The sequence below is a fragment of the Streptomyces sp. NBC_01477 genome (assembly GCF_036227245.1).
In the GTDB taxonomy this organism is placed as follows: Bacteria; Actinomycetota; Actinomycetes; order Streptomycetales; family Streptomycetaceae; genus Actinacidiphila.
Genome location: NZ_CP109445.1, coordinates 992,029 through 1,013,394 on the forward strand (window position 1 = coordinate 992,029; position 21,366 = coordinate 1,013,394).

Here is a 21,366-nt window from a genome sequence, read left to right on the forward strand (position 1 = left end):
GGGGAATGCCGCGCCACGAATGTCACTGGCCCCACGGGGCCGGCGTGAGCACCTTGACGACGGCGCACGAGATCGTGATGCCCGGCCCCATTCCGAGCATCAGCACATGGTCGCCAGGACCCACTTCCCCGGTCGTGACCAGCTCGTCGAACGAGATCAGCTGATCGCTCGGTCCCGCGTGCCCGCGCCTTCTGCCGCTTTCCCAGGTCGACAGGGACATCGGGAGCCCGATGGCTTCCAGCAGCCGCTGCTCCACGATCTCCCGGGAGAAATTCATGCAGGCGACACGCGTGATGTCGGCAAGGGCGGTTCCGGCTTCCGAAAGGGTCCGCAGAACGACCTCGGACGTACGCCGGTGCACCTGCGCGAGGACGTCGGATCCGACGTTCCCGGCCTGGGTCTGCTCACGGAAGTGGTCATGGCGGGAAACGAAGTCCAGGGCGCGGCCGGTCGTCGCACCCGGCGGGAACATCGGCTCGGCGCCCCGGTGGTAGAGCTCCCCCTCGGGTACGGTCACCGATCCCACCGCCAGTAACCGCGCGAATCCGGGGTCGGTGGTGAGGATCACGGCACTGCCGGCGTCCGCGGCGATGAAAGGACCCAGTGTCCAGCGGTCGATGAGCGGCGTGCCGAAATTGTCCGCCGCGACGATCAGCGCGGAACGGGGCCGGTCCCCGGCCTGTAAATGGCCCGCCGCCAGTTCGAGGGCGCTGAACATGCCGTTGCAGCCGTGCTGGAGATTGACCGCGAGCACGTCGCCGCCGACGAGCTGGCGCTGCAGGTGGTATTGCGGCTGCCAGCCGTCAGGACCCTGGTGCCAGGAATTCACGTACAGCAGCAGGTCCAGATCCTCCGCGCGCTGCCCGCTCCTTTTGAACGCCTCCTGCGCGGCCCACAGCGCCATGTCGGGGGACGGGGTGTCACCGGCGATCGTGACGCCGAGCAGTTCGTGCAATTCGGCGTCCCGCGCCGGGTAGTGGCCCTGCTCGACGGCCCATTCGACACTGACGGTCTCGGGGAGGTATCTGCCTGTCGCCTTGATGAAGATGTCGGGCGTCCGCACCGGACGCACCTCCTTGGTTGGTTGCACGCTGGGACGTCGCTTGCGATCGCCGCAGCCGGCACGTCGCTCGCGCTGGAGTGTGCGCAGGGTCCCGGGCGGCCGGTGGACCCGTCGGAACAGGCCGCCGCGGGAGGAACTCGGCGTCATGTCGTCACTGCCGAGCGAAAGCCTTTCTGGCATGCGGGAGTACGGGATTCGGGCAACAGGACGACACCCGGGTGAAAGGGGGCGTCCGCATACCGGCAAGCCGGATATGGCCACCGGACACCACCGTGGCATTCGGCAGGCCCGTCACCGCGCGGCGCACGTCAGCGGGCACCGCGGGATCACGCAGGGGCAGTTCGGAGCGCCGAGGTCGGATTCACCGGAACGGCGCGGCTGATACCGCCGGCCCGATGCTCACCGGCGCCCGGGGGAAACGGTTCGTGTTTTGTCCGGTCGGGCGCCGGCGCGTACTGGCCGGCCGACCGGTACGCCACTTCCGGTGCCATGGACCGCAGCGCGTTCCGAACGTCGGGGCCGGCGGGAAGGACGACGCGTGGCGCGTCGGTACCGGCCCCCGGATGTATGCGGTGGTGCAGCGTGGCTCAACACGGTCTTCCCCCGAGGAATAACGATCTCGCCGATGACTCGGCGCCCCTCATTGCCGCGTTGTCGCGGTAATGATCCCCTGAATCTGCTGAACGATCCCCACGGTACCATTTGAAGCGAGAATCGCGACAGATTATTTTCACATATTTGGCCGTGCATCTCGCACCTAAGGCCTCGACGGAACGACTCGGGCGGAAACTCCGGCCGCTCTCCAGTGAGATCTTTCGGCAGCGCAGTCGCATGGCTGGACCGGCCGCAGTGAGCGACGCTTTCCCCTTCTGAGCGCATGGGGATTCGCCGGTGATCCGCCCTCTGAGCAGCGGACATGTGTGATCGGCGCGCTGAAGGCGACCGATGGCGGCCGGCGGCCACGGCAATAGCCGAGCCGGGCGGTTAACCGCCGGGAAATGGGGTCCACATCCCGGCGGGCGCGTTTCTCCGTTGCCGGGTCAGCGCGTGAAATGAATGAGGTCGCAGCGCCCGGACACCAATCCGGAAAGGGCATCGGCAGCCGCGTGTTCGGGTATGCCGACCAGAACGGTCGCCGCGGTCTGCAATTTGATGCGTTCTCCGAGATCCAGCCGGCCCTGCACCGACGCGGTGTCGTCGGCGCCGTGCAGATGGATGACGCGCCCGGCGGCGGTCGCGGCCTTCGCCAGATCCGCGCCGCGGTCGCCCGCCTCGCCCCAGGGGTCGACGTCGACGACCTCGATGCGCTGGGCGTCGTGCCCGAGGCCGGACCCGGTGACGATCCGCGAGGCCGTACGGCTTTCCCGGCCGTCGTCGTAGGGCTGCTGGAGCGCCCAGGCGGTGATGTCGGCCGGAACCGCGGTCACGCTCCGGCGCGCGTAATGTCCCAGTGCGGCGGCCACGACGTCGGGGTGGTCGACGGCGAAGCGGCCGAGGTCGATGTTCCCCGCGCGGGTCATGAACCCGACCGCCAGCTGGGCCAGCGGCTGGTCGACCCGCAGCGGGTAGGACTCCCACCAGCGCTGGCTGCGGGCGGCGAGGTGCTGGAAGCGGGTCACGGCGGGGCGCCGCGACTGTTCGTACGCGGTGAAGGCCGCGGCGGTGTCGCCCTCGGCGAGCAGTGCGGCGCTCAGCGCGATGGCGTCCTCAAGGGCGAGCTTCGTACCCGACCCGAGGGTGTAGTGGGCGGTGTGCGCGGCATCGCCGATCAGCACGGTGTTGCCGTGCGACCAGCGCTCCAGGTGGACGGTGTGGAAGCGGGACCAGCGGCTGCGGTTGCCCAGCAGCGGGTGCCCGGCCAGGTCGGCGGCGAAGGCGCGTTCCAGGTAGCGCAGGGTGTGCTCGTCGGACTCGCCGTCGGCGGTGGCGGCGTCGGAGCGTTCGAGGCCCGCGGCGCGCCAGCTCGCCTCGTCGGCCTCGATGAGGAAGGTGCTGCGGTCCTCGGCGTAGGGGTAGGCGTGGGCGACGAAGAGGCCGTGCTCGGTCCGCGCCGGGGAGAAGATGGCGTCGTCGAGGGCGAAGTCCGAGCCGCACCACACGTACATGCCGCGCCCGACCCGGATGTCGGCGCCCAGCTCGGTGGCGAGCTTCTCGCGGGTCGCGGAGCGGACACCGTCGGCGGCGATCACCACGTCGGAGTCGAGTTCGGTGGCCCCGACCTGCGCGCCGGACCGGATGCGCACGCCTGCCGCCTCGGCGTGCCGGGCCAGGACCTCGAGCAGGCTGCTGCGGGAGACGGCCAGGTTGCGGGCGCCGTGCAGGTCGATGGCCTCGCCGCCGTCGAGCAGGAGCAGCCCGTGCCCGGAGTGGCTGACGCCCTGGATCGCCTCGGCGGACGCGGGGTCGGCCGCGACGAGGTTGGTCATGGTGGAGCTGGTGAGGCTGACACCGAAGCCGAAGGTGTCGCGGCTGCCGGACATGCGCTCGTGAACGGTGACGGTCCAGTCCGGTTGCGCGGTCTTGAGCAGTCCCGCGGCGTACAGGCCGCCGGGGCCGCCGCCGATGATGTCGACGCGCCGGGCGCTCATGATGCGGTCCCCTCTGCGGCGAGCTTGGCGGTGATGTCCTCGCGGAGGTGCTTCTTCGACACCTTGCCGACGTTGCTCAGCGGGAAGCCGCCGACGACCTCGACGCGCTCGGGCAGCTTGTACTTCGCCAGCCCCTGGGCGAGCAGGTGCGCGGCGAGGGCGGCGACGGTCAGCGGCGTGCTGCCGGGCTCCTGGACGAGGTACGCGCAGACCCGCTCGCCCAGGACCGGGTCCGGCATGGCGACCAGGGCCGCGTTCCGCACGTCGGGATGCGCGACGACCAACTCCTCGACCTCCTCGGCGTGCACCTTCTCAGCCCCGCGGTTGATGACGTCCTTGATGCGGCCGTCGATCGAGTAGTAGGCGGCGCCGTCGACGATGTGGCGCCGGGCGAGGTCGCCGGTCCGGTAGAAGCCGTCGGCGGTGAAGGCGGCGGCATTGTGCCCGGCCGCGCGGTAGTAGCCGCGGATGGTGTACGGGCCGCGGGCGCACAGCTCGCCCTCGGCGCCGTCGGGCACCTCGGTCTCGGACCCGATGCCGTAGACGCGGATCTCGTCGGCCGGGGAGATGGGCGCTCCTACGGTGTGCAGCCGGACCGCGTCCGGCGCCTGGGGCGGGGTGAGGGTGAACAGGCCCTCGGCCATGCCGAACATCTGCCGGCACCGGATTCCCAGCTCGGTCTCCAGCCGGCGGGCGACCTCGACCGCGAGCCGCTGGCCGCCGACGATGAAGTCCGTGACGCAGCTCAGATCCACCTCGCGGGAGCGGGGCTCGTCCAGCAGGCGGATCGCCACGGCCGGGGGGACGAGCGGCAGGACGTCGGGGCGTTCCGCCTCGATCGCGTCGAGGATGGTCGCCGGGTTCGCGTCCGCGGCCAGGACGAGCGTGGCGCCGCTGAACCAGGCGGGCTGCACGGCCAGCGCGATCCCCGCGTTGTGCATCACCGGCAGCGGGTAGAGCACGACCGTCCCGGGCTTCCAGCCCAGCCGGTCCGCCCACTGGCGTGAGTTGTAGGCGTACTCCTCGTGCAGTCGCGGCGCGACCTTCGGCAGGCCCGTCGTCCCGCCGGACAGCTGGAACGCGGCCACCGACAGCAGGTCGATGTCGGTCTCCGCCGGCAGCGCCCGCGCGCTGTCCCCCGCGCCGGCCGCGAGCAGCGAGTCGAAGCCGACCGCTCCGTCCGGTACCGGTCCGCGGGCCACGATCAGCTCGGTCAGGGTGCCGCCGGCCGCCGCGACCCGGACGCCTAACGCGGTCAGGTCGTGGCCGCGGTGGTCGGCCTGCACGAAGTGGCCCCGCGCACCGGTGTGCGCCGCCAGCAGGCCGATCTCGCGCTCGCGGTGCTGGGGCAGCGTGCACACCGGCACCAGGCCCGCCCGCAGCGCACCGCAGTAGGCCACCACGGTCTCGGCGACATTCCCCATCGAGAACATGACCGCGTCACCGGGCCGCAGGGAGGTGCGGGTGAGCAGGCCCGCCGCGAGCCGGTCGCACCGCTCGTCGAGTTCGGCGTAGGTCCACCGCACGCCGGCCGTGACCAGCGCGAGCCGGTCGGCGTACCGGGCGGCGGCCCGGCGTAACTGGCCGCCGAGGCTCGTCCCGCCCCACAGCCCGTCGCGGCGGTAGGCCTCCACGACCTCGGCCGGATAGCCGACCACTCCGTCTGCCCGCAGCGAATACGACACGGCCGTCACAATAATGACGCACGTGTCGCCGGTCAAGGGTGAACCCTGCCGACCGGTGCGCACGCCGATACGATCACGGCATGACCAAGCCCAAGACGCGCCCGACCGTCTCCCCCACGCAACCCGCCGGCGGCCGCGGCGCGGCCGAGAGGACCACACCGGGCCGGAGCACATCGCGGCGCTCGCTCGTCACGAGCGAGCTGCTGGAGAAGGCGACCGTCCTGTTCGCCAACCAGGGTTACGAAGCCACCAGCCTCCAGGACATCGCCGACGCGGTCGGCGTCTCCCGCTCCGCGCTCTACAACTACGTGTCGAACAAGGAGGACTTGCTCACCGCGCTGGTCGACAGCCTCAGCCAGGGCCTGGCCGACTCGCTCGCCGCGCTGCGGCAGCGGCGCGACCTCACACCGACCGAGAAGCTCCGGGAGCTCACCGGGACCCTGGTGCGGCAGCGCGCGGAACAGCCCACGCAGTTCAGGGCCCTGGACCGCTCGGAGATGATGCTGCCGGAGGACGTCCGCGCCCGGCACCTCGCCGCCCGCCGCGGCATCGTCGCCGAACTCGTCGCGGTCATCGAGGAGGGCATGGACGGCGGCGAGTTCAAGGCGATGGACAGCCGGGTCGCTGCCCTGAGCCTGCTCGGGATGTGCAACTGGGTCGCCTGGTGGTTCCGGCCGGGCCCCGGCCACGAAGTGGAGCCGATCGTCACCCAGATCAGCCAGTCGGCGCTCGACATGCTGCTCGCCCCGCACGCCCGCAGGGCCCGCGGGAACTCGGTCGCCGCCGCCCTCGACCAGGTGCGCGCCGACCTCACCGCGCTGGAGCGGCTGCTGCCACGGACCTGACCCGGCGTCACCGGGAGCCCGTCCCGAGCGACGCGGCGGGGCCGCGTGAGGCCGGCCGCGCGCACCCGCCCCGCCTTGACAGGTGTCACTGGTGTCGTAAATTGGTCACCGATGACACCGATTCGAGAGGCGTCGATCATGTCCACGCACCGCATCGGGCTGGTCGTGCCCAGCTCCAATGTCACGGTCGAGGCGGAGATGCCCCGGCTGCTCGCCCGGCACTTATCGGCGCGGTTCTCGTTCCACTCCAGCCGGATGCGCATGCACACGGTCTCGCCCGAGCAGCTGCGGGCGATGAACGCGCAGCGCGAGCGATGCGTCCTCGAACTGGGTGACGCCGCTCCTGACGCCATCCTCTACGCCTGCCTGGTCGCGCTCATGGTCGGCGGCCCGGGCGAGCACCAGCGCGTCGAGGCGGCGGTCACCGAGCAGTTGAGCACCGGCGGCGCGAGCGCCGCGGTCGTCTCCAGCGCGGGCGCGCTCGTCGAGGCCCTGCGGGAGCTGAAGGCACGGCGGATCGCCCTGGTCACCCCGTATCTGCGCCCGCTGGCCGAGCAGGTGGTCGGCTACCTGGAGGCGGAGGGGTTCACGGTCGCCGACTGGCGCGCGCTCGAAGTCGCCGACAACGCCGAGGTGGGGTGCATCCCGGGCGAGCGGGTCATGGCCGCGGCACGCGAGCTGGACCTGACCGGTGTCGACGCGCTGATCATCTCCGCGTGCGTGCAGATGCCGTCGCTTGACCTCGTCCAGTCCGCCGAGGACGAGTTCGGCATTCCCGTGCTGTCCGCGGCGACCGCGGGCGCGTTCACCCTGCTGCGCCGGCTGCGCCTCCCGGTCGACCTGCCCGGCGCCGGCCGCCTGCTGCGCCGCGACACCGTGCCCGCGACCGTCTGACCGAGGAGACCGACAATGACCGCACCAGCACCGGCCACGGGGGCGCAAACCGTGCCGCCCGTGCACCGCGTCAAGGGCGTCGACCACGCGGCGTTCCCGACGTTCGACCCGGCGGGCACCGTCCGCTTCTACCGCGACGTGCTGAGATTCCCCGTCGTGCACTCGATCTGCGCGGCCGGGTGGGGGCCGGAGAAGCACCCGGACTTCATCCACTTCTTCTTCGACATCGGCAACGACGACCGGATCGCCTTCTTCTACTACTTCGGCTTCGAGCGCCCCGCGGGCCCGGACGCCAAGGGGGACGTCTACGCGGGCTTCGACGCGGACGTCCCGCAGTTCTGGGTCAACTCCCGGCACCTCGCGATCCACGTCGACAGCGAGGAGGACCTGCTCGAATACCGGCGCCGGCTGGACGAGTCGGCGTGGCCGGTCGAGATGCAGGTCATGCACGAGACCATCGAGTCCATCTACACCCATGACCCGAACGGCTACATGATCGAGATCACCCGCGCGCTGCGGCCGGTCACCCCGCAGGAGGACCTCGACGCCGAGCTGACGATCGACGCGCTCATCGACGTCGTCACCGGCGAGGACCCGAGCATGGACAAGCTCCTGGCCCGCAAGGCGGAGCTGATCGTCGAGCGCGCACCGGCCTGGCGGCCGGCCGCCGGGGTGCCCGCGAAAGCGGTTCTTGCGGAGGCCCTACCTGCGGGAGCGGTTGCCGCGGATCGCGTCGCCCCGCAGGCCGTTCCCGCCGGAGCCGCACCTGCGGGAGCCGGCGCCGCGCAGGCCCCCGCCGCGGAGGGGGTGGCCCGGGCATGAGCACGCTGTTCGTCCTGGACGTCCCGGAGAACGCCACCGTCCCCCAGGTCGCCGCCCGGGACCCGCGGGTGTCCGTGGAGATGGTCGGGCCGTACTTCCGGATCACCTCCCCTGACACGATCGTCATCGACCGCCGGGCGACCGGCTGCCGGCACGCCGTCTGGTACAGCGCGGTCGCCGGGCTGGCGCAGTCGCGCGTCACCCAGCACGACAAGGACGCGCTACGAGTCGAGGCCCGATGAGCGGCACATCCGCCGGCGAACGCCTGGGCGCCGGACGTTACATCGCGTCCGCCGCGGAACCGGCCGCCACCCGCACCTCCGCCCACGAGCTGGGCACCGCCGACGGCGCCACCGTCACCGGCGTGCTGCGTACCGTCCCCGGCGCGGCGACCGTGGTCTGCCTCATGCATCCGCGCCAGGACTTCACCCATCACGTCCTGGTCCCCGAACTGCTCATGCGCGGCTTCGCCGTCTGGACGCAGGGCACCCGCTCGCCGAACAACGACCTGTCGCTGCTCCATGAGCAGGCCGTCCTTGACATGGCCGCCGGCCAGACGTTCCTGCGCGAGCGCGGCTACGGGCATGTCGTCACCCTGGGCCACTCCGGCGGCGGCACGCTCGCCGCGCTGTACCACCAGCAGGCGGGCCTCGCCCCGGCGGCGCGGATCTCCTCGACGCCGGCCGGGCGCCCGGTGGACCTCGCCGGCGCGAGCCTGCCGCCGCCGGACGGCGCGGTCTTCATGGCTCCCCACCCGGGCCAGGGCGCGCTGCTCCAGCGGCTGATCGACCCCTCGGTCACCGATGAACCCGACCCGATGTCGATCGACCCGGCCCTGGACCCGTACAGCCCGGACAACGGCTTCGCCGCCGCTCCGGACAGCTCCGGCTACAGCGCCGGCTTCATCGAGCGCTACCGCGCGGCCCAGGCGGCGCGCGTCGCGCGTATCGACGCACACGCCCGCGAACTGGTGCGCGCGGCCTCGGCCCACCGCCGGGCGGCCAAGGCGTCCGGCACCGCGGCGGACCGCCGCCGGGCGCTGGCCCCGCGCATCGTGACCGTCTACCGCACCGACGCGGACCTGCGCTGCGTCGACCGGTCGATCGACCCGAACGAACGCCCTTACGGATCGCTCTTCGGGCGGCGGCCCGACCTCACCAACTACGGCCTGGTCGGCTTCGGGCGCCTCTCCACGCCGGACGCCTGGCTGTCCACCTGGTCGGCGAACACCACCAACGCCGACTTCGTCCGCTGCGCGCCCGGCGTCACCGCGCCCACCCTGCTGGTCGAACTCACCGGCGACCAGGCGTGCTTCCCCGCGGACGCGGAGCGCATGCTCCAGGCACTCGCGAGCGACGACCTCACCCACCGCGTCGTCCAGGGCACGCACTTCGGCGGACCGATCGGGCCCGGCAAGCCCACCGGAAGCAGCCTCGCCGCCACCGAGATCGGGCGGTGGCTGGCCGAACGGCATCCGGTCGGCCGGACGTCCTCCTGACCCCCGGTGCGCACCGTGGTCCCGGTGCGCACCGCCGCGTGGCGGACGTGCGCACCGTGCGGCCTCAGCTCAGCCACCAGACGGACAGTCCGCCCAGGAAGAAGAGCAGGCAGACGGCGAGATTGGTGCGCCAGTACGCGACGAAGATCGCGACGAACTCACGGATCACCGCGCTGGGCCAGAAATACGCGGCCGTGGGGGACCCCACAACGTGCCCTCTTATTCCCACCCGGCGCGAGATCATCGCGGCACGGAAGACGTGGTAGTTGTTCGTCACGACCACACACCGGTAGCCGGAGTTCGCCTTCTCCATGATGGATTTGCTGAACCGCAGATTCTCCTCGGTGTTCGTCGAGCGGTCCTCGCGGTCGATCAGCGCGGCCGGGAAGCCGCGTGCGACGAGATAGTCGGCCATCGCGTGCGACTCCGGTATCTTCTCGTCGGGACCCTGGCCGCCGGAGGCCAGCAGCACCGGCCGCCTGCCGCGCACCGCGAGCTTCCTGTGCACCGCCCGCGCCCGTTCCAGACGGCTGGCCAGCAGCGGTGACACGTCGGTCCCGCCGATGAGGCCCGAGCCGAGCACCACCACGTAGTCGGCCCTGCGGCGGATGTGAAGGCGCCCGTAGAGAAAGCCGTAGACGATGAAGCAGACGAAGAGGAAGGCGATGTAGCCGGCCACGGCGACGGCTGTCCCCGCGGCCACCGTCAGCGTGTGGTCGCGCAGCACCGAGGCGGTGATGAACAGCGCGACGAGAGTCGCCAGCGCGATCCCCGCGAGCAGGGACAGCAGATTGGCGAGGCTCCTGCCCTCCTTGCTCACCATGGTCACACCGTTGGTGATCAGCAGCCACGACAGGGCGACGACGCCCAGCCCCGCGAGCACGAGCAGCGCGATGGTGAGGTCTTTGCCCAGCGTCTCATGCGCCCTGATGAGTTCGAGAAGCCATGCGGCCGACGCGAAGGTGAGGGAGAGTCCCAGGAGAACGGCGTTGCTGAAGCGGCGCGGCTCGCGGAGCACTCCGACACAGAACACGAGAAAGAGCAAGAACGCCGGAGCGTAGGCCAACATGCCCACATATTAGGGTCTGCGCCGGAAAGCCCCTGCCGCCGGCTCCCCCGCCGCCCGCGGCCTCCGGCACCGCCACCCGCGCCGGACCGGCACCGCACCGCCCGGCCCCGGCGCAACCGGGTTCACCCCGGCTCGGCTCAACCCGGCTCGGCTCAACCCGGCCCGACGCGGCTCGGCCTTCGGCCCGGCTCCGCTTCGCGGAGAATCCACCCCGGGCGGAATACATGATCCACTGTCGGCGCTGTCCTGGAACATGACTTCTCTGCGCAGACTCGGCTCCTCCGACCTCGAGGTCTTCCCGCTCGCCCTCGGCGGCAACGTCTTCGGCTGGACCGCCGACGAGGAAGCCTCCTTCGCCGTGCTGGACGCCTACGCGGCCGCCGGCGGCAACTTCGTCGACACCGCCGACTCCTACTCCGCCTGGATCGAGGGCAACAAGGGCGGCGAGTCGGAGACGATCATCGGCAAGTGGGTCAAGGCCCGCGGCAACCGCTCCGACGTCGTCATCGCGACCAAGGTCAGCCAGCACCCGGACTACAAGGGCCTGTCCGCGGCCACCGTCAAGGCCGCCGCCGACGCCTCGCTGCGCCGCCTGGACACCGACCACATCGACCTCTACTACACGCACTTCGACGACCTCGACGTGCCGGTCGAGGAGATCATCGGCGCCCTGGACGAGCTGGTGAAGGCCGGCAAGGTCCGGCAGATCGCCGCCTCCAACATCACCCCCGAGCGGCTCCGCGCCTCGCTGGACTTCTCCGACCGCGAGGGCCTGGCCCGCTACGTGGCCCTCCAGCCGCACTACAACCTGGTCTCCCGCGACACCTACGAGGGCGAGCTCCAGGACCTCGCCGCGAGCGAGGGCCTCGCCGCCGTCCCGTACTTCGCCCTCGCGTCGGGATTCCTCACCGGCAAGTACCGCCCCGGCACCACCGTCGACAGCGCCCGTGCCGGCGCGGTCGCCAAGCACCTGGAGTCCGAGCGCGGCCGGCGGGTCCTCGCGGCCCTGGACGAGGTCGCCGCCGCCCACGAGGCCCCCGTCGCCACGGTCGCCCTCGCCTGGCTGGCCGCCCGGCCGACGGTCGCCACCCCCATCGCCTCGGCCCGCACGGCCGACCAGCTCCCGGCGCTGCTGGGCGTCGCGGAGCTGACCTTGAAGGACGAGGAAGTGGACCGCCTGACGCAGGCCTCGGCCTGACACCTCCCGCTCCACCCCGGCGGCGCCGCACCCCGGCCGCCCGGGACGCGGGGCCTCCCGCGCGGGAGCCGGCCCGGGGCGCGGGAGGCCCTGCGTCCCGCGCCGGCTCCCGTGCGGGACCGGCCGCCTTCCGGCGCCCCGGTCAGCCGACCTTGTTGACGGCGGTGTCGTCGGCGTCGAGCCGCCGCCCGTCCGCGGAGCGGACCTCCAGCGCGCGCAAGGGGCGTCCCTGCCTGCGGTCGACCATCTCCGAGTGCGGCTCGCCGGGGGCGAAGAGGTTCTGTTCGCCCCACTGCCGCAGCGCGACGATGACGGGGAAGAGGCCCTGGCCCTTCGGCGTCAGTACGTACTCCTGGTAGGCGCTGCCGTCCGAGGCGGGGACGGTGTCGAGGACCCCGGCGGCGACCAGGGAGCGCAGGCGCGCGGCAAGGATGTTCTTCGCCACGCCGAGGCCGCGCTGGAATTCCCCGAAGCGGCGGCTGCCGTCGAAGGCGTCCCGCACGATCAGCAGCGACCACCAGTCGCCGATCGTGTCGACCGATCGCGCGACGGGACAGTCGCTGTCGTTGAAGCGCGTCCGCTCCACCATGTCGCCCTCCACTCCCACACCGGTTGCAACATGCTACCAGATCGGGCTACGGTCCCCGGTAGCAAGATGAAACCAATCGCGAGGAGGCCCTTCGCATGGGACGAGAGCAGTGCGTTGCGGCACCGGAGGCCGGGCGGCTGGGCGCGGGAACGTCCGGGTTCGAGCTGTCCAGGGGAATCACCCTGCTCTTCGCCGTCGCCTCCGGCACGGCTGTGGCCGACGTCTACGCCGCGCAGCCGCTCCTGGTCACACTGGGCCGCGACTTCTCGATCGGCACAGCGACGGTCGGCGCGATCGTGACCCTGACTCAGATCGGCTACGGGCTGGGCCTCTTCTTTCTCGTGCCGCTGGGAGACATGCTCGACCGCAGACGCCTCGTCGTGGCGCAACTGCTGCTCCTGGCGACGGCGCTGACAGCGGTCGGCACCGCCGGCAATGCGGCGCTCCTCCTCGTGGGCCTCACCACCGTGGGGCTGCTCGCGGTGGTCACCCAGACGCTGGTGGCCTTCGCCGCGTCCCTGGCGCCGCCCGAGGAGCGCGGACGCGTCGTCGGGCTGGTGACCAGCGGGGTGGTCACCGGCATCCTGCTCGCCCGTACCGTGTCCGGCGTCCTGGCCGACCTCGCCGGCTGGCGCTCCGTCTACCTCTCCTCGGCGGTTGTCACCTGCGTGCTCGCCCTGGCACTCCACCGCCTGCTGCCGTCCCGCCGCGGTGCCGCGCCGGCGGCCATGGGGTACGGGCAGCTGCTGCGCTCCACCCTCACGCTGTTCGCGCGCGAGCGCGTCCTCCGGGTGCGGGCCCTGCTCGCCCTGCTGGTCTTCGCCGCCTTCAGCGTGCTGTGGAGCAGTGTCGCGCTGCCGCTCAGCGCGCCCCCGCTCTCCTTGTCCCACACCGGGATCGGTGCCTTCGGACTGGCCGGGGCCGCGGGCGCGCTCGCCGCCACCGCGGCCGGACGGCTGAACGACCGCGGCTCGTCCCGGCGGACCACCGGTATCGGCCTGGCCCTGCTCACCGCCTCCTGGCTGCCGCTGGCCTTCACCCGGCACTCGCTCTGGGCGCTGGCGGCCGGCGTGATCGTCCTCGATCTGGCCGTCCAGGCGGTCCACGTCACCAACCAGGCGCTGGTCTACGCGCTGCGCCCGGCAGCGGGAAGCCGGCTGATCGGCGGTTACATGGTCTTCTACTCGATCGGCAGCGCCTCAGGAGCCGTCGCCGCGACCACGGTCTACGCGGCGGCGGGCTGGACAGCCGTGTGCGCGCTGGGCGCCGGGATCAGCGCGCTCGCGCTCCTCCTGTGGGCCGTCACGCGCGGGGCGGCCGGGTAGCCGGCGTCAGAACGCCCTGGCCGCCGCGGCGCCGGCGAAGGAGAGGCCCACCGCGATTCCCACGCTGAGCACCAGATAGGAGGCGGCGGTGGCCAGCCGGCGCTTGGAGGTGAGCGTCAGCAGCTCGTAGGAGAACGTCGACCAGGTGGACAGCGCCCCGCAGAGCCCCGTCGCGAGCAGCAGGCTCTGCCCCGACGTGAGGCCGCCGCCGGCCGCCGTCTGGGCGACATAGCCGAGGATCAGGGACGCGGCGGCGTTGGCGGCGAAGGTTCCCAGGGGGAAGCCGCTGCCGAGGCGGTGGTTGGCCTCGACCCCCAGCAGGTAGCGGATCGGCGCTCCCACGGCGGCGCCGGCGAGTACGAGCAGCCAGTCGGTCATCGCCTGTCGCCGGGGGCGGGGCGCCGGGGCATGAGGACCGCGCGCGTACCGAGGGCGCCCAGGGTCACCGCGGACAGTGCCGCCGCAACCGTCAGCAGGAGATCGCCCACCGCGTACCCGGGCTGGCCCCGGTCGAAGAGCTGCCGCACATTGTCAGCGTAATGGGAGAAGGACGTGAAACCGCCGAGCAGCCCGGTGCCGAGCAGTGGGCTGATGAGCCGGGGAGCGCCGGGAAAGCGGAATTTGACGGTCGCCATGAGGATTCCCATCAGCAGGCAGCCCGTGGTGTTGACCAGCAAAATGGTCCAGGGAAAGGCCGGCGGGTCATTCGGCCACAGGAGTTCGGCACCATAGCGCGCGCTCGCGCCCGCCGCCCCGCCCAGCGCGACCGCCGCCACCACCGGCAGCTGCGATCCGGGGTGGTGATCGGGGTGGTCACGGCGTCTCATGGCGATCTTCGGGTGCATGCGGCCACCTTGGCAGCTTCCCGCGCCGACCTGTCCGACTCACACGCGAAGCGGCCCGCTTATGGTCCGAACGGGGGCGTATGGGCGGGTCGGTTCCGGGCGGGCGGTGCATATCGTGCCACGATGCCGTGGCGCTATCCGGTCTCCGCTGGCGCCGTGCTGTTCACCGGTCCGCCGTCCGACGCTGGGATTCACCGTGCTCATTGCCGAACCAGATGTCCTGCTGGAATTCCAGCGCAAAAAGCTGCCGGGATTTCTGCTGGCGTCCGTGCGCGGTGTGGGCCAGGTCGACCTTCAGCCGTGTCTGTGGACAGGCATGCTCATCCTGGCCGGCCTGTGGGCGGCGGGCTGGGAGATCGGGCTGTTCGCGACACTGGGGACCCTCGTGTCGACGGCCGCCGCCCATCTGGTGGCGGTCGACCGGTCGAACATCGCTCTCGGTCTCCAGGGCTACTGCGGGTGCCTCACCGGCGTCGCCCTGGTCACCTCGCTGGGCGGCCACCCGGCCACCTACGCTCTCGCCGTCATCGGCGCGGTCATGTGCACCATGCTGCTGGCGGCGCTCACCACCCTGCTCGCGCCGTACGGCCTGACCGCGCTCACCGCACCGTTCTGCCTGGTCTCCGGGATCATGGTGATCGGCGCGCCGTCCTTCGGCCGTATCTGGCACGGCGCCCCCCGGGCGGTGTCCAGCACCACCACGGGAGACCGGGCGCTGTCCTGGCACGACCTGTGGCACGCCTTCTTCACCAACATCTCGCAGGTCTTCCTGGTGGACGAGTGGTACGTCGGGCTCATCATGCTGGTGGGCCTGGCCTTCGCCGGAGCGCGGGTGGTGCTGTACGCGGCGGCCGGCAGCGTCGTGGGGATCTTCGCGGCCTGGGCGCTGGGCGCCCCCGCCTCCTTGATCTCCAACGGCATCTACGGCTACAACGCCGTTCTCGTCGCCATCGCCATGGGCGCCGTCTTCCTCACCGCGACGGTGTGGAACGGGGTGTACGCCCTCATCGGCGCCGCGGCCACCACGGGTCTGACGGCCGCGCTGACCTCCATCTTCAAGACGTTCGGCGGCCACACCTTCACCTGGCCTTTCATCCTCACGACCTGGGCGTTCATGGCGGCCGTCCCTGCTCTGCCCCGTTTCCGGCGGAGCGGCTGACCGTTCGCGCGAACCGCCCCTCCCCCTCCGTAGATCCCGAGGAAGGTACCGACGTGAATCTCGCCCCTCGCGAGGTAGACAAACTGCTGGTGTACGTGGTGGCCGACCTGGCCAGGAAGCGCCGGAGCCGCGGCCTGAAGCTGAATTACAGCGAGTCCGTCTCGCTGATCACCGAGGCCATTCTCGAGGCCGCCAGGGACGGCAAGAGCGTGGCCGACTGCATGGAGCTGGGGCGGCACGTCCTCGGCGAGGACGACACCATGCCGGGTGTGCGGGACATGCTCGGGCTGCTCCAGGTCGAGGCGTCCTTCATGGACGGCACCAAGCTGGTGTCCTGCCACGACCCCATCGGCGGCTGACCGCGGTGTCCCAGCCCTGCCGGGTGATCGCCGTGTGCGGCCACGAGGCCGGCTTCGGGGCGGCGCTGCGCGACACGGCCGACCCGACGCTGTCCGTCGTGACGGCCGGCCGGGAGCTGTTCCGCTGCGTCGTCGAGCTGCGGCTGCTGGGCGAGGAGGTGTGCGTCGTCCCCATGTCGCTCGGCCGGGACCCCGAACTCGTCGCGGACACCGCCCGTACGCTGCGTTCGCTGGCGGAGGGCGAGCGCCGGGGAACCGTTCTCGCCCCGCCGTTCGGGACCTCGCAGCATCTGACGTCCTGGCTGCGGGCCGCGGCGAGCGGGATTCCCGCGGACAGCGCCCTGCTGCTCACCGCGCCCGCCGGCGACCCGTTCGACGACGCCGAGCTGTACCGGGTCGCGAGCCTGGTCCGCCGGTACGGCAACCACGCCCTGGTCGAGGTCGCGTTCACCGGCGGCGATCCCGATCCGGCCGAGGGCGTCCGGCGCTGCCGGCGGCTGGGAGCAGCGGCCGTCACCGTGCTGCCCGCCTCGTTCGTACCGCCGCCCGCGGTCCCGGACGACGCGCGGACGCGGGTCCACGGCCCGCTGCTCTCCCCTGCGGCGCTGGCCCGGGTGATCGCCGAGCGGGTGGCCGACGCCCGCGTCCGGTGGAGTGAGCACGGCGACGACGGCGTCGCGGCCGGACTCGGCGCGGCCGACGGCCACGGACACCACCACACCCACCCACCGGGCGAGGGACACGGCCACGACCACGGCCACGGCCACAGTCACGGTCACTTGCACGACCACGGCCCCCCGCATCCCCATCCGCACCCGCATCAGCCCCCGCACGCCCATGCTGCGGGCCGAGTCGACAGGAGCACCCCATGACGTTCCGCCAGAAGTACCTGTACGGCGAGGATCCGGTCGAGATCAACGCCGGCCGCCGTACGGTCACGCTCTCCGTCAGCAACACCGGCGACCGGGCAATCCAGATCGGGTCGCACTACCACTTCTTCGAGGTCAATTCCGCGCTGCTGTTCGACCGCATGAAGGCGCTCGGCATGCACCTGAACATCCCCGCCGGCACGTCGGTGCGCGTCGAGCCCGGCGGGACGCGGGAGGTCGAGCTGTGCGAATACGCCGGGACGGGGCGGCTGATCGGTTTCAGCGGGCTGCTCAACGGCAGCCTCGCCTCGCACCCGGTCAGGGTCGAGGCGGTCCGCAGGGCGATCGAGCAGGGATACCAGGGCGCCCAGGACCAGGCCGGCTCCGGCTCCGGCTCCGACTCCGGCTCCGGTGCGGCGGGATCGAGCACGAAGAGCGGCAAGCAGTCCCAGCACAAGAAGAAGGGTCACCACTGATGCCCATCCTGCCCCGCAAGCAGTACACCGACATGTTCGGCCCGACGGTCGGCGACCGCTTCCACCTCGCGGACACCAATCTCATCGTCGAGGTCGAGAAGGACTTCAGCGAGGGCCAGTACGGCGACGAGGTCCTCTACGGCGGCGGCAAGACGATGCGGGACGGTATGGCCTCCGACCCGCAGGCGACCGCCGCGCAGGGCGCGCTCGACACCGTCATCACCAACGTCGTGCTGATCGACCCGATGGTCGGGGTCGTGAAGTGCGACATCGGCATCAAGAACGGCATGATCGCCGGCATCGGCAAGTCGGGGAACCCGCAGACGCAGAACAACGTGCACCCCGATCTGATCATCGGACCCGGCACCGAGGCCATCGCGGGCGAGCACCTCATCGCCACCGCCGGCGCCATCGACACCCACGTCCACCTCATCGCCCCGCAGCAGGCCGAGCAGGCGCTCACCAACGGCATCACCACGCTGATCGGCGGCGGCACCGGACCGTCCGACGGCACGAACGGCACGACGTGCACCCCCGGCCCGTACAACATCGCGCGCCTGCTGCAGGCGGCCGAGGGCCTGCCGGTGAATCTCGGCATCATGGGCAAGGGCAACGGCAGCCTGCCGGAGGCACTGGAGGAGCAGGTCGTCGCCGGCGCCTGCGCCCTGAAGGTGCACGAGGACTGGGGCGCCACGCCCGCCGTGATCGACAACGCCCTCAAGGTCGCCGACCGGCACGACGTCCAGGTCGCGATCCACACCGACAGCCTCAACGAGTCCGGCTTCTTCGAGGACACCCGCTCCGCGATCGACGGCCGCACCATCCACACCTTCCACAGCGAGGGCGCGGGCGGCGGTCACGCGCCGGACATCATGCGGGTCGCCGGCGAGCCGAACATCCTGCCGTCCTCGACCAACCCGACGCTGCCGTACACCAAGAACTCGGTGGACGAGCTGCTGGACATGGTGATGGTGTGCCACCACCTCAGCCACGACATCCCCGAGGACGTCTCCTTCGCCGACAGCCGGGTCCGCGCCGAGACGATCGCCGCGGAGACGGTGCTGCACGACCTCGGCGTGATCAGCATGTTCTCCTCCGACTCCCAGGCGATGGGCCGGGTCGGGGAGTCCGTCACCCGGGCCTTCCAGACCGCGCACCACTGCAAGGACAAGTTCGGCCCGCTCGAGGGTGATTCGGAGCGCAACGACAACCAGCGGGTGCTGCGCTACCTCGCGAAGATGACCATCAATCCCGCCATCGCCACCGGCATCTCGGACCACATCGGCTCGATCGAGAAGGGCAAGCTGGCGGACATCGTCCTGTGGCCCATCCACTCCTTCGCCGCCAAGCCGAAGATGGTCATCAAGGGCGGCATCATCTCCTGGGCCCAGATGGGCGACCCCAACGCCTCCCTGCCGACCCCGCAGCCGGTCGTCTACCGGCCGATGTTCGGGCAGTACGGCAAGGCGCTGCCGTCGACCCACGTCACCTTCATGTCCCAGGCGGGCATCGCCGCCGGAGTCCCGGCCGCGCTCGGCCTGGAGCGCACGGTCCTGCCGGTCAGCCGTACCCGGATCATCGGCAAGCACAACATGATCCGCAACAACGCGCTGCCGGACATCAAGATCGACCCCGAGACGTTCAAGGTCACCCTCAACGGCAAGGTCGCGACCATCGATCCGGCCAGCGAACTGCCCCTCAACCAGCTGTTCTTCCTCGCCTAGGCGTATGGACGACGACGAGAACGGCACTCCGGCATCCCGGATCGGCTCGCTGCTGGTCAGCCTCCAGCTGACCGACTCCGCCTTCCCGAGCGGCTTCTACACGCTGTCGCACACGCTGGAGGGCTTCGCCCAGGCCGGAGCGGTCGACGCCGAGAGCCTGCCGCTGCTGCTGGAGGACCTGCTGCTGCACGGGGTCGGCCCGGCCGACGCCACCGCGCTCGCGCTCGCCCACCGGGCGACCCGCGCCGGGGACCCCGAGGCCGTCGTGCGGATCGACGAGTACCTGTTCGCCACCAAGCTCGGGCGGGAGGTGCGCCTGGCGGCGACCCGTACCGGACGGCAGCTGCTGGACCTCGCCCGAGAGGTCTTCCGCCACCCGGAGATCGGCGACTACTTCGAACGGGTCCAGCGCCGTGAGGCGCCCGGGACGCAGGCGGTGGCAGCGGGGGTCGTCTACGGGGCGGCGGGGGTGCCGCTGCGGCAGGCCGTCGTCTCGGACCTCTTCGCCTTCTGCGTGAGCTTCGCCGGCGCGGCCCTGCGGCTGCGGCTGACCGACCACCGCAAGGCGCAGGTGCTGCTCCGGCGGGCCGCTCCGGTCATCGAGGCCGCCGCGGAGGCGGCCATGCACCGGGACCTGGCCGATGTCGGAGCCACCGTCTTCGCCTCGGACGTCATGTCGGGCCGTCACGAACGCGCCGAGGCCAGGCTCTTCGCCAGCTGACCGATCCACCCACATCCACGAGCAAGCCAGGCCAGGGAGCACCATGAACGACAACGTCCTGCGGATCGGTATCGGCGGCCCTGTGGGGTCCGGGAAGACCGCGCTCATCGAGGCGCTGGTGCCGGTGCTGATCGCCCGCGGCCACCACCCCTCGGTGATCACCAACGACATCTACACGCAGGAGGACGCGCAGCACATCCGCCGCACTCTCGACGGGATCCTGGAACCCGAGCGGATCGTCGGCGTCGAGACCGGGGCCTGCCCGCACACCGCCGTGCGCGACGACCCGACGATGAACCTCGCGGCGGGCGCCGAGATGCTGGAGCGCTTCCCCGACACCGACATGCTGCTCTACGAGTCCGGCGGCGACAACCTCACCCTCACCTTCAGCCCGGTGCTGGCCGATGTCTTCATCTTCGTGCTGGACACCGCCGAGGGCGAGAAGATGCCCCGCAAGCGGGGACCGGGCATCACGGACTCCGACCTGCTGGTCATCAACAAGATCGACATCGCGCAGTACGTGCGCACCGACATCACCGTCATGGAGTCCGACGCCCACCGGGTCCGCGACGACCGCCCCGTCGTCCTGACCGACTGCCTGACCGGAGTGGGCATCGACGACATCGCCAGCTACATCGAGTCCCGCCGAACGGTGCTGGTCTGAGATGCGGACCGCCGCCCTTCCGGCACGGCCCGACCGGCTCAGCCCGGCGTACTACACGGCGGTCCGCGTCCCCCCGCATCTGGCCGCCACCGCGTCGCTGCCCGACACGCTGCCCGCCGGCTCGCCCGCCAAGGTCGGCATCCTCGACCTGGCCTTCGCGGTACGCGGCGGGCGCACCGAACTCGTCGAGCGCTACCAGAAGTCGCCGCTGCAGATCATGCGGCCGCTGTGGATCGACGCCGAACTGCCCGGCATGAGCTACGTCTACCTGATGGCCACCGGCGGCGGGATCGTCCAGGCCGACCGCTACCGGATGGACTTCCGCTGCGGCCCCGGCACCCAGGTGCACCTGACCAGCCAGGCCGCCACCAAAGTGCTGCGGACCGAATACGACTGCGCGACCCAGCTCGTCCGGCTGACCGCGCAGGCCGGCAGCTACGTGGAATACCTGCCCGATCCGCTGATCCCGTTCAAGGACTCCCGCTTCTACCAGCGCACCGAGGTCACCGTGGCCCCCGGCGCGACCGTCGTGCTCGGGGAGACCCTCACCGCGGGACGGCTGGCCAGGGGCGAGCGCCACGCGTACCGGGCGCTGGCCACCGACCTGCACGTGTCCCGGCCCGACGGCACCCTGCTCGCCGTCGACACGCTCCGCCTGACGTCCGCCGCGCCCGGCCCCGCGGGCGGGGGTCCCGCGGTTTTCGCCGGCGCCGACCACGTCTCCTCGCTGTTCGTGATCACCGACCGCGTACCGGCCGCGGAGATCGCCGACGCCCTGCACGAGGCGCTGGCGGGATTCGGCGTGCTGTACGGGGTCAGCGTGCTGCCACGGGACTGCGGCGCCTGGGTCCGGCTGCTGGACAGCGATCCGGTACGGGTCACCGCCGCCCGCACCGCCGCGTGGCACCGCGTACGCGTGCTCCTGACCGGCCGCCCGGCGCCCGACCTGCGCAAACCGTGAATCCCGCCCGCC

22 protein-coding genes are annotated in these 21,366 nt (G+C 71.5%); 15 read left to right on the forward strand and 7 right to left on the reverse strand.

Going from position 1 to position 21,366, the window contains the following annotated elements; translation table 11 throughout:
- Positions 1-22: 22 nt before the first annotated feature.
- From OHA86_RS03910 to OHA86_RS03920, 3 genes are all read right to left on the reverse strand, one after another.
- Positions 23-1,063: a ketoacyl-ACP synthase III family protein gene (locus OHA86_RS03910; RefSeq protein ID WP_329172495.1), complete on the reverse strand. Its 1,041-nt coding sequence runs from the start codon at positions 1,061-1,063 to the stop codon at positions 23-25.
- Between the two features lie 1,040 nt (positions 1,064-2,103).
- Complete coding sequence (locus OHA86_RS03915) at positions 2,104-3,651, reverse strand: FAD-dependent monooxygenase (protein ID WP_329172497.1); 1,548 nt, start codon at positions 3,649-3,651, stop codon at positions 2,104-2,106.
- Entirely contained in the window at positions 3,648-5,372 is a 1,725-nt protein-coding gene (locus OHA86_RS03920) for an AMP-binding protein (protein ID WP_329172499.1), read from the reverse strand. The genes OHA86_RS03915 and OHA86_RS03920 overlap by 4 nt, the downstream gene beginning before the upstream one ends.
- A 44-nt stretch (positions 5,373-5,416) precedes the next feature.
- Here OHA86_RS03920 and OHA86_RS03925 point away from each other — a divergent pair, with 44 nt between their 5' ends.
- The 5 genes from OHA86_RS03925 to OHA86_RS03945 all read left to right on the forward strand — a co-directional run bounded on the left by OHA86_RS03925 (position 5,417) and on the right by OHA86_RS03945 (position 9,395).
- Positions 5,417-6,181, forward strand: a complete 765-nt coding sequence (locus tag OHA86_RS03925) for a TetR/AcrR family transcriptional regulator (RefSeq protein ID WP_329172500.1) — start codon at positions 5,417-5,419, stop codon at positions 6,179-6,181.
- Between the two features lie 111 nt (positions 6,182-6,292).
- The gene (locus OHA86_RS03930) at positions 6,293-7,075 is read left to right on the forward strand and encodes a maleate cis-trans isomerase family protein (RefSeq protein ID WP_329172501.1); all 783 of its coding nucleotides are present in this window, start codon (positions 6,293-6,295) and stop codon (positions 7,073-7,075) included.
- Between the two features lie 15 nt (positions 7,076-7,090).
- Positions 7,091-7,897, forward strand: a complete 807-nt coding sequence (locus tag OHA86_RS03935; RefSeq protein ID WP_329172502.1) for a VOC family protein — start codon at positions 7,091-7,093, stop codon at positions 7,895-7,897.
- Positions 7,894-8,139 (forward strand): hypothetical protein, encoded by a 246-nt coding sequence (locus OHA86_RS03940; protein WP_329172504.1) that lies wholly within the window; start codon positions 7,894-7,896, stop codon positions 8,137-8,139. Before OHA86_RS03935 ends, OHA86_RS03940 begins: the two co-directional genes overlap by 4 nt.
- Positions 8,136-9,395 (forward strand): hypothetical protein, encoded by a 1,260-nt coding sequence (locus OHA86_RS03945; protein WP_329172506.1) that lies wholly within the window; start codon positions 8,136-8,138, stop codon positions 9,393-9,395. Before OHA86_RS03940 ends, OHA86_RS03945 begins: the two co-directional genes overlap by 4 nt.
- Positions 9,396-9,459: 64 nt before the next feature.
- On the opposite strand, the gene OHA86_RS03950 is transcribed toward OHA86_RS03945, so the two are convergent.
- The gene (locus OHA86_RS03950; RefSeq protein WP_329172508.1) at positions 9,460-10,464 is read right to left on the reverse strand and encodes a YdcF family protein; all 1,005 of its coding nucleotides are present in this window, start codon (positions 10,462-10,464) and stop codon (positions 9,460-9,462) included.
- Positions 10,465-10,717: 253 nt separating this feature from the next.
- Here OHA86_RS03950 and OHA86_RS03955 point away from each other — a divergent pair, with 253 nt between their 5' ends.
- Positions 10,718-11,662: an aldo/keto reductase gene (locus tag OHA86_RS03955; protein ID WP_329172510.1), complete on the forward strand. Its 945-nt coding sequence runs from the start codon at positions 10,718-10,720 to the stop codon at positions 11,660-11,662.
- A 142-nt stretch (positions 11,663-11,804) separates the two neighbouring features.
- Here OHA86_RS03955 and OHA86_RS03960 read toward each other — a convergent pair whose 3' ends face one another.
- Complete coding sequence (locus tag OHA86_RS03960; protein ID WP_329172512.1) at positions 11,805-12,251, reverse strand: winged helix-turn-helix transcriptional regulator; 447 nt, start codon at positions 12,249-12,251, stop codon at positions 11,805-11,807.
- 95 nt (positions 12,252-12,346) lie between these two features.
- Between OHA86_RS03960 and OHA86_RS03965 the strand changes: the two genes are divergently transcribed.
- Positions 12,347-13,576 (forward strand): MFS transporter, encoded by a 1,230-nt coding sequence (locus OHA86_RS03965; RefSeq protein ID WP_329172513.1) that lies wholly within the window; start codon positions 12,347-12,349, stop codon positions 13,574-13,576.
- A gap of 6 nt (positions 13,577-13,582) precedes the next feature.
- Here OHA86_RS03965 and OHA86_RS03970 read toward each other — a convergent pair whose 3' ends face one another.
- Together OHA86_RS03970 and OHA86_RS03975 are read right to left on the reverse strand one after the other, a co-directional pair.
- Positions 13,583-13,954: a fluoride efflux transporter FluC gene (locus OHA86_RS03970; protein ID WP_329172514.1), complete on the reverse strand. Its 372-nt coding sequence runs from the start codon at positions 13,952-13,954 to the stop codon at positions 13,583-13,585.
- Positions 13,951-14,421 carry a fluoride efflux transporter FluC gene (locus OHA86_RS03975; protein WP_329172516.1) on the reverse strand — a complete coding sequence of 157 codons (471 nt, stop codon included), beginning with the start codon at positions 14,419-14,421 and terminating at the stop codon, positions 13,951-13,953. The genes OHA86_RS03970 and OHA86_RS03975 overlap by 4 nt, the downstream gene beginning before the upstream one ends.
- A gap of 196 nt (positions 14,422-14,617) precedes the next feature.
- Here OHA86_RS03975 and OHA86_RS03980 point away from each other — a divergent pair, with 196 nt between their 5' ends.
- From OHA86_RS03980 to OHA86_RS04015, 8 genes are read left to right on the forward strand one after another with little or no spacing between them, the layout of a single operon-like run.
- Positions 14,618-15,580, forward strand: a complete 963-nt coding sequence (locus OHA86_RS03980) for an urea transporter (protein ID WP_329172518.1) — start codon at positions 14,618-14,620, stop codon at positions 15,578-15,580.
- A 53-nt stretch (positions 15,581-15,633) separates the two neighbouring features.
- Positions 15,634-15,939 (forward strand): urease subunit gamma, encoded by a 306-nt coding sequence (locus OHA86_RS03985; RefSeq protein WP_329172520.1) that lies wholly within the window; start codon positions 15,634-15,636, stop codon positions 15,937-15,939.
- 5 nt (positions 15,940-15,944) lie between these two features.
- Positions 15,945-16,811 (forward strand): sirohydrochlorin chelatase, encoded by an 867-nt coding sequence (locus OHA86_RS03990; RefSeq protein ID WP_329172522.1) that lies wholly within the window; start codon positions 15,945-15,947, stop codon positions 16,809-16,811.
- Positions 16,808-17,284 carry an urease subunit beta gene (locus OHA86_RS03995; RefSeq protein WP_329172524.1) on the forward strand — a complete coding sequence of 159 codons (477 nt, stop codon included), beginning with the start codon at positions 16,808-16,810 and terminating at the stop codon, positions 17,282-17,284. Before OHA86_RS03990 ends, OHA86_RS03995 begins: the two co-directional genes overlap by 4 nt.
- Positions 17,284-19,008: an urease subunit alpha gene (gene ureC / locus OHA86_RS04000; protein WP_329172526.1), complete on the forward strand. Its 1,725-nt coding sequence runs from the start codon at positions 17,284-17,286 to the stop codon at positions 19,006-19,008. Before OHA86_RS03995 ends, ureC begins: the two co-directional genes overlap by 1 nt.
- A gap of 4 nt (positions 19,009-19,012) precedes the next feature.
- Positions 19,013-19,729 (forward strand): urease accessory protein UreF, encoded by a 717-nt coding sequence (locus OHA86_RS04005; protein ID WP_329172528.1) that lies wholly within the window; start codon positions 19,013-19,015, stop codon positions 19,727-19,729.
- Between the two features lie 43 nt (positions 19,730-19,772).
- Positions 19,773-20,393, forward strand: coding sequence for an urease accessory protein UreG (gene ureG / locus OHA86_RS04010; protein ID WP_329172530.1), 621 nt, complete (start codon positions 19,773-19,775; stop codon positions 20,391-20,393).
- A 1-nt stretch (position 20,394) separates the two neighbouring features.
- Positions 20,395-21,354: an urease accessory protein UreD gene (locus OHA86_RS04015; protein WP_329172532.1), complete on the forward strand. Its 960-nt coding sequence runs from the start codon at positions 20,395-20,397 to the stop codon at positions 21,352-21,354.
- The last annotated feature ends 12 nt before the right edge of the window (positions 21,355-21,366 follow it).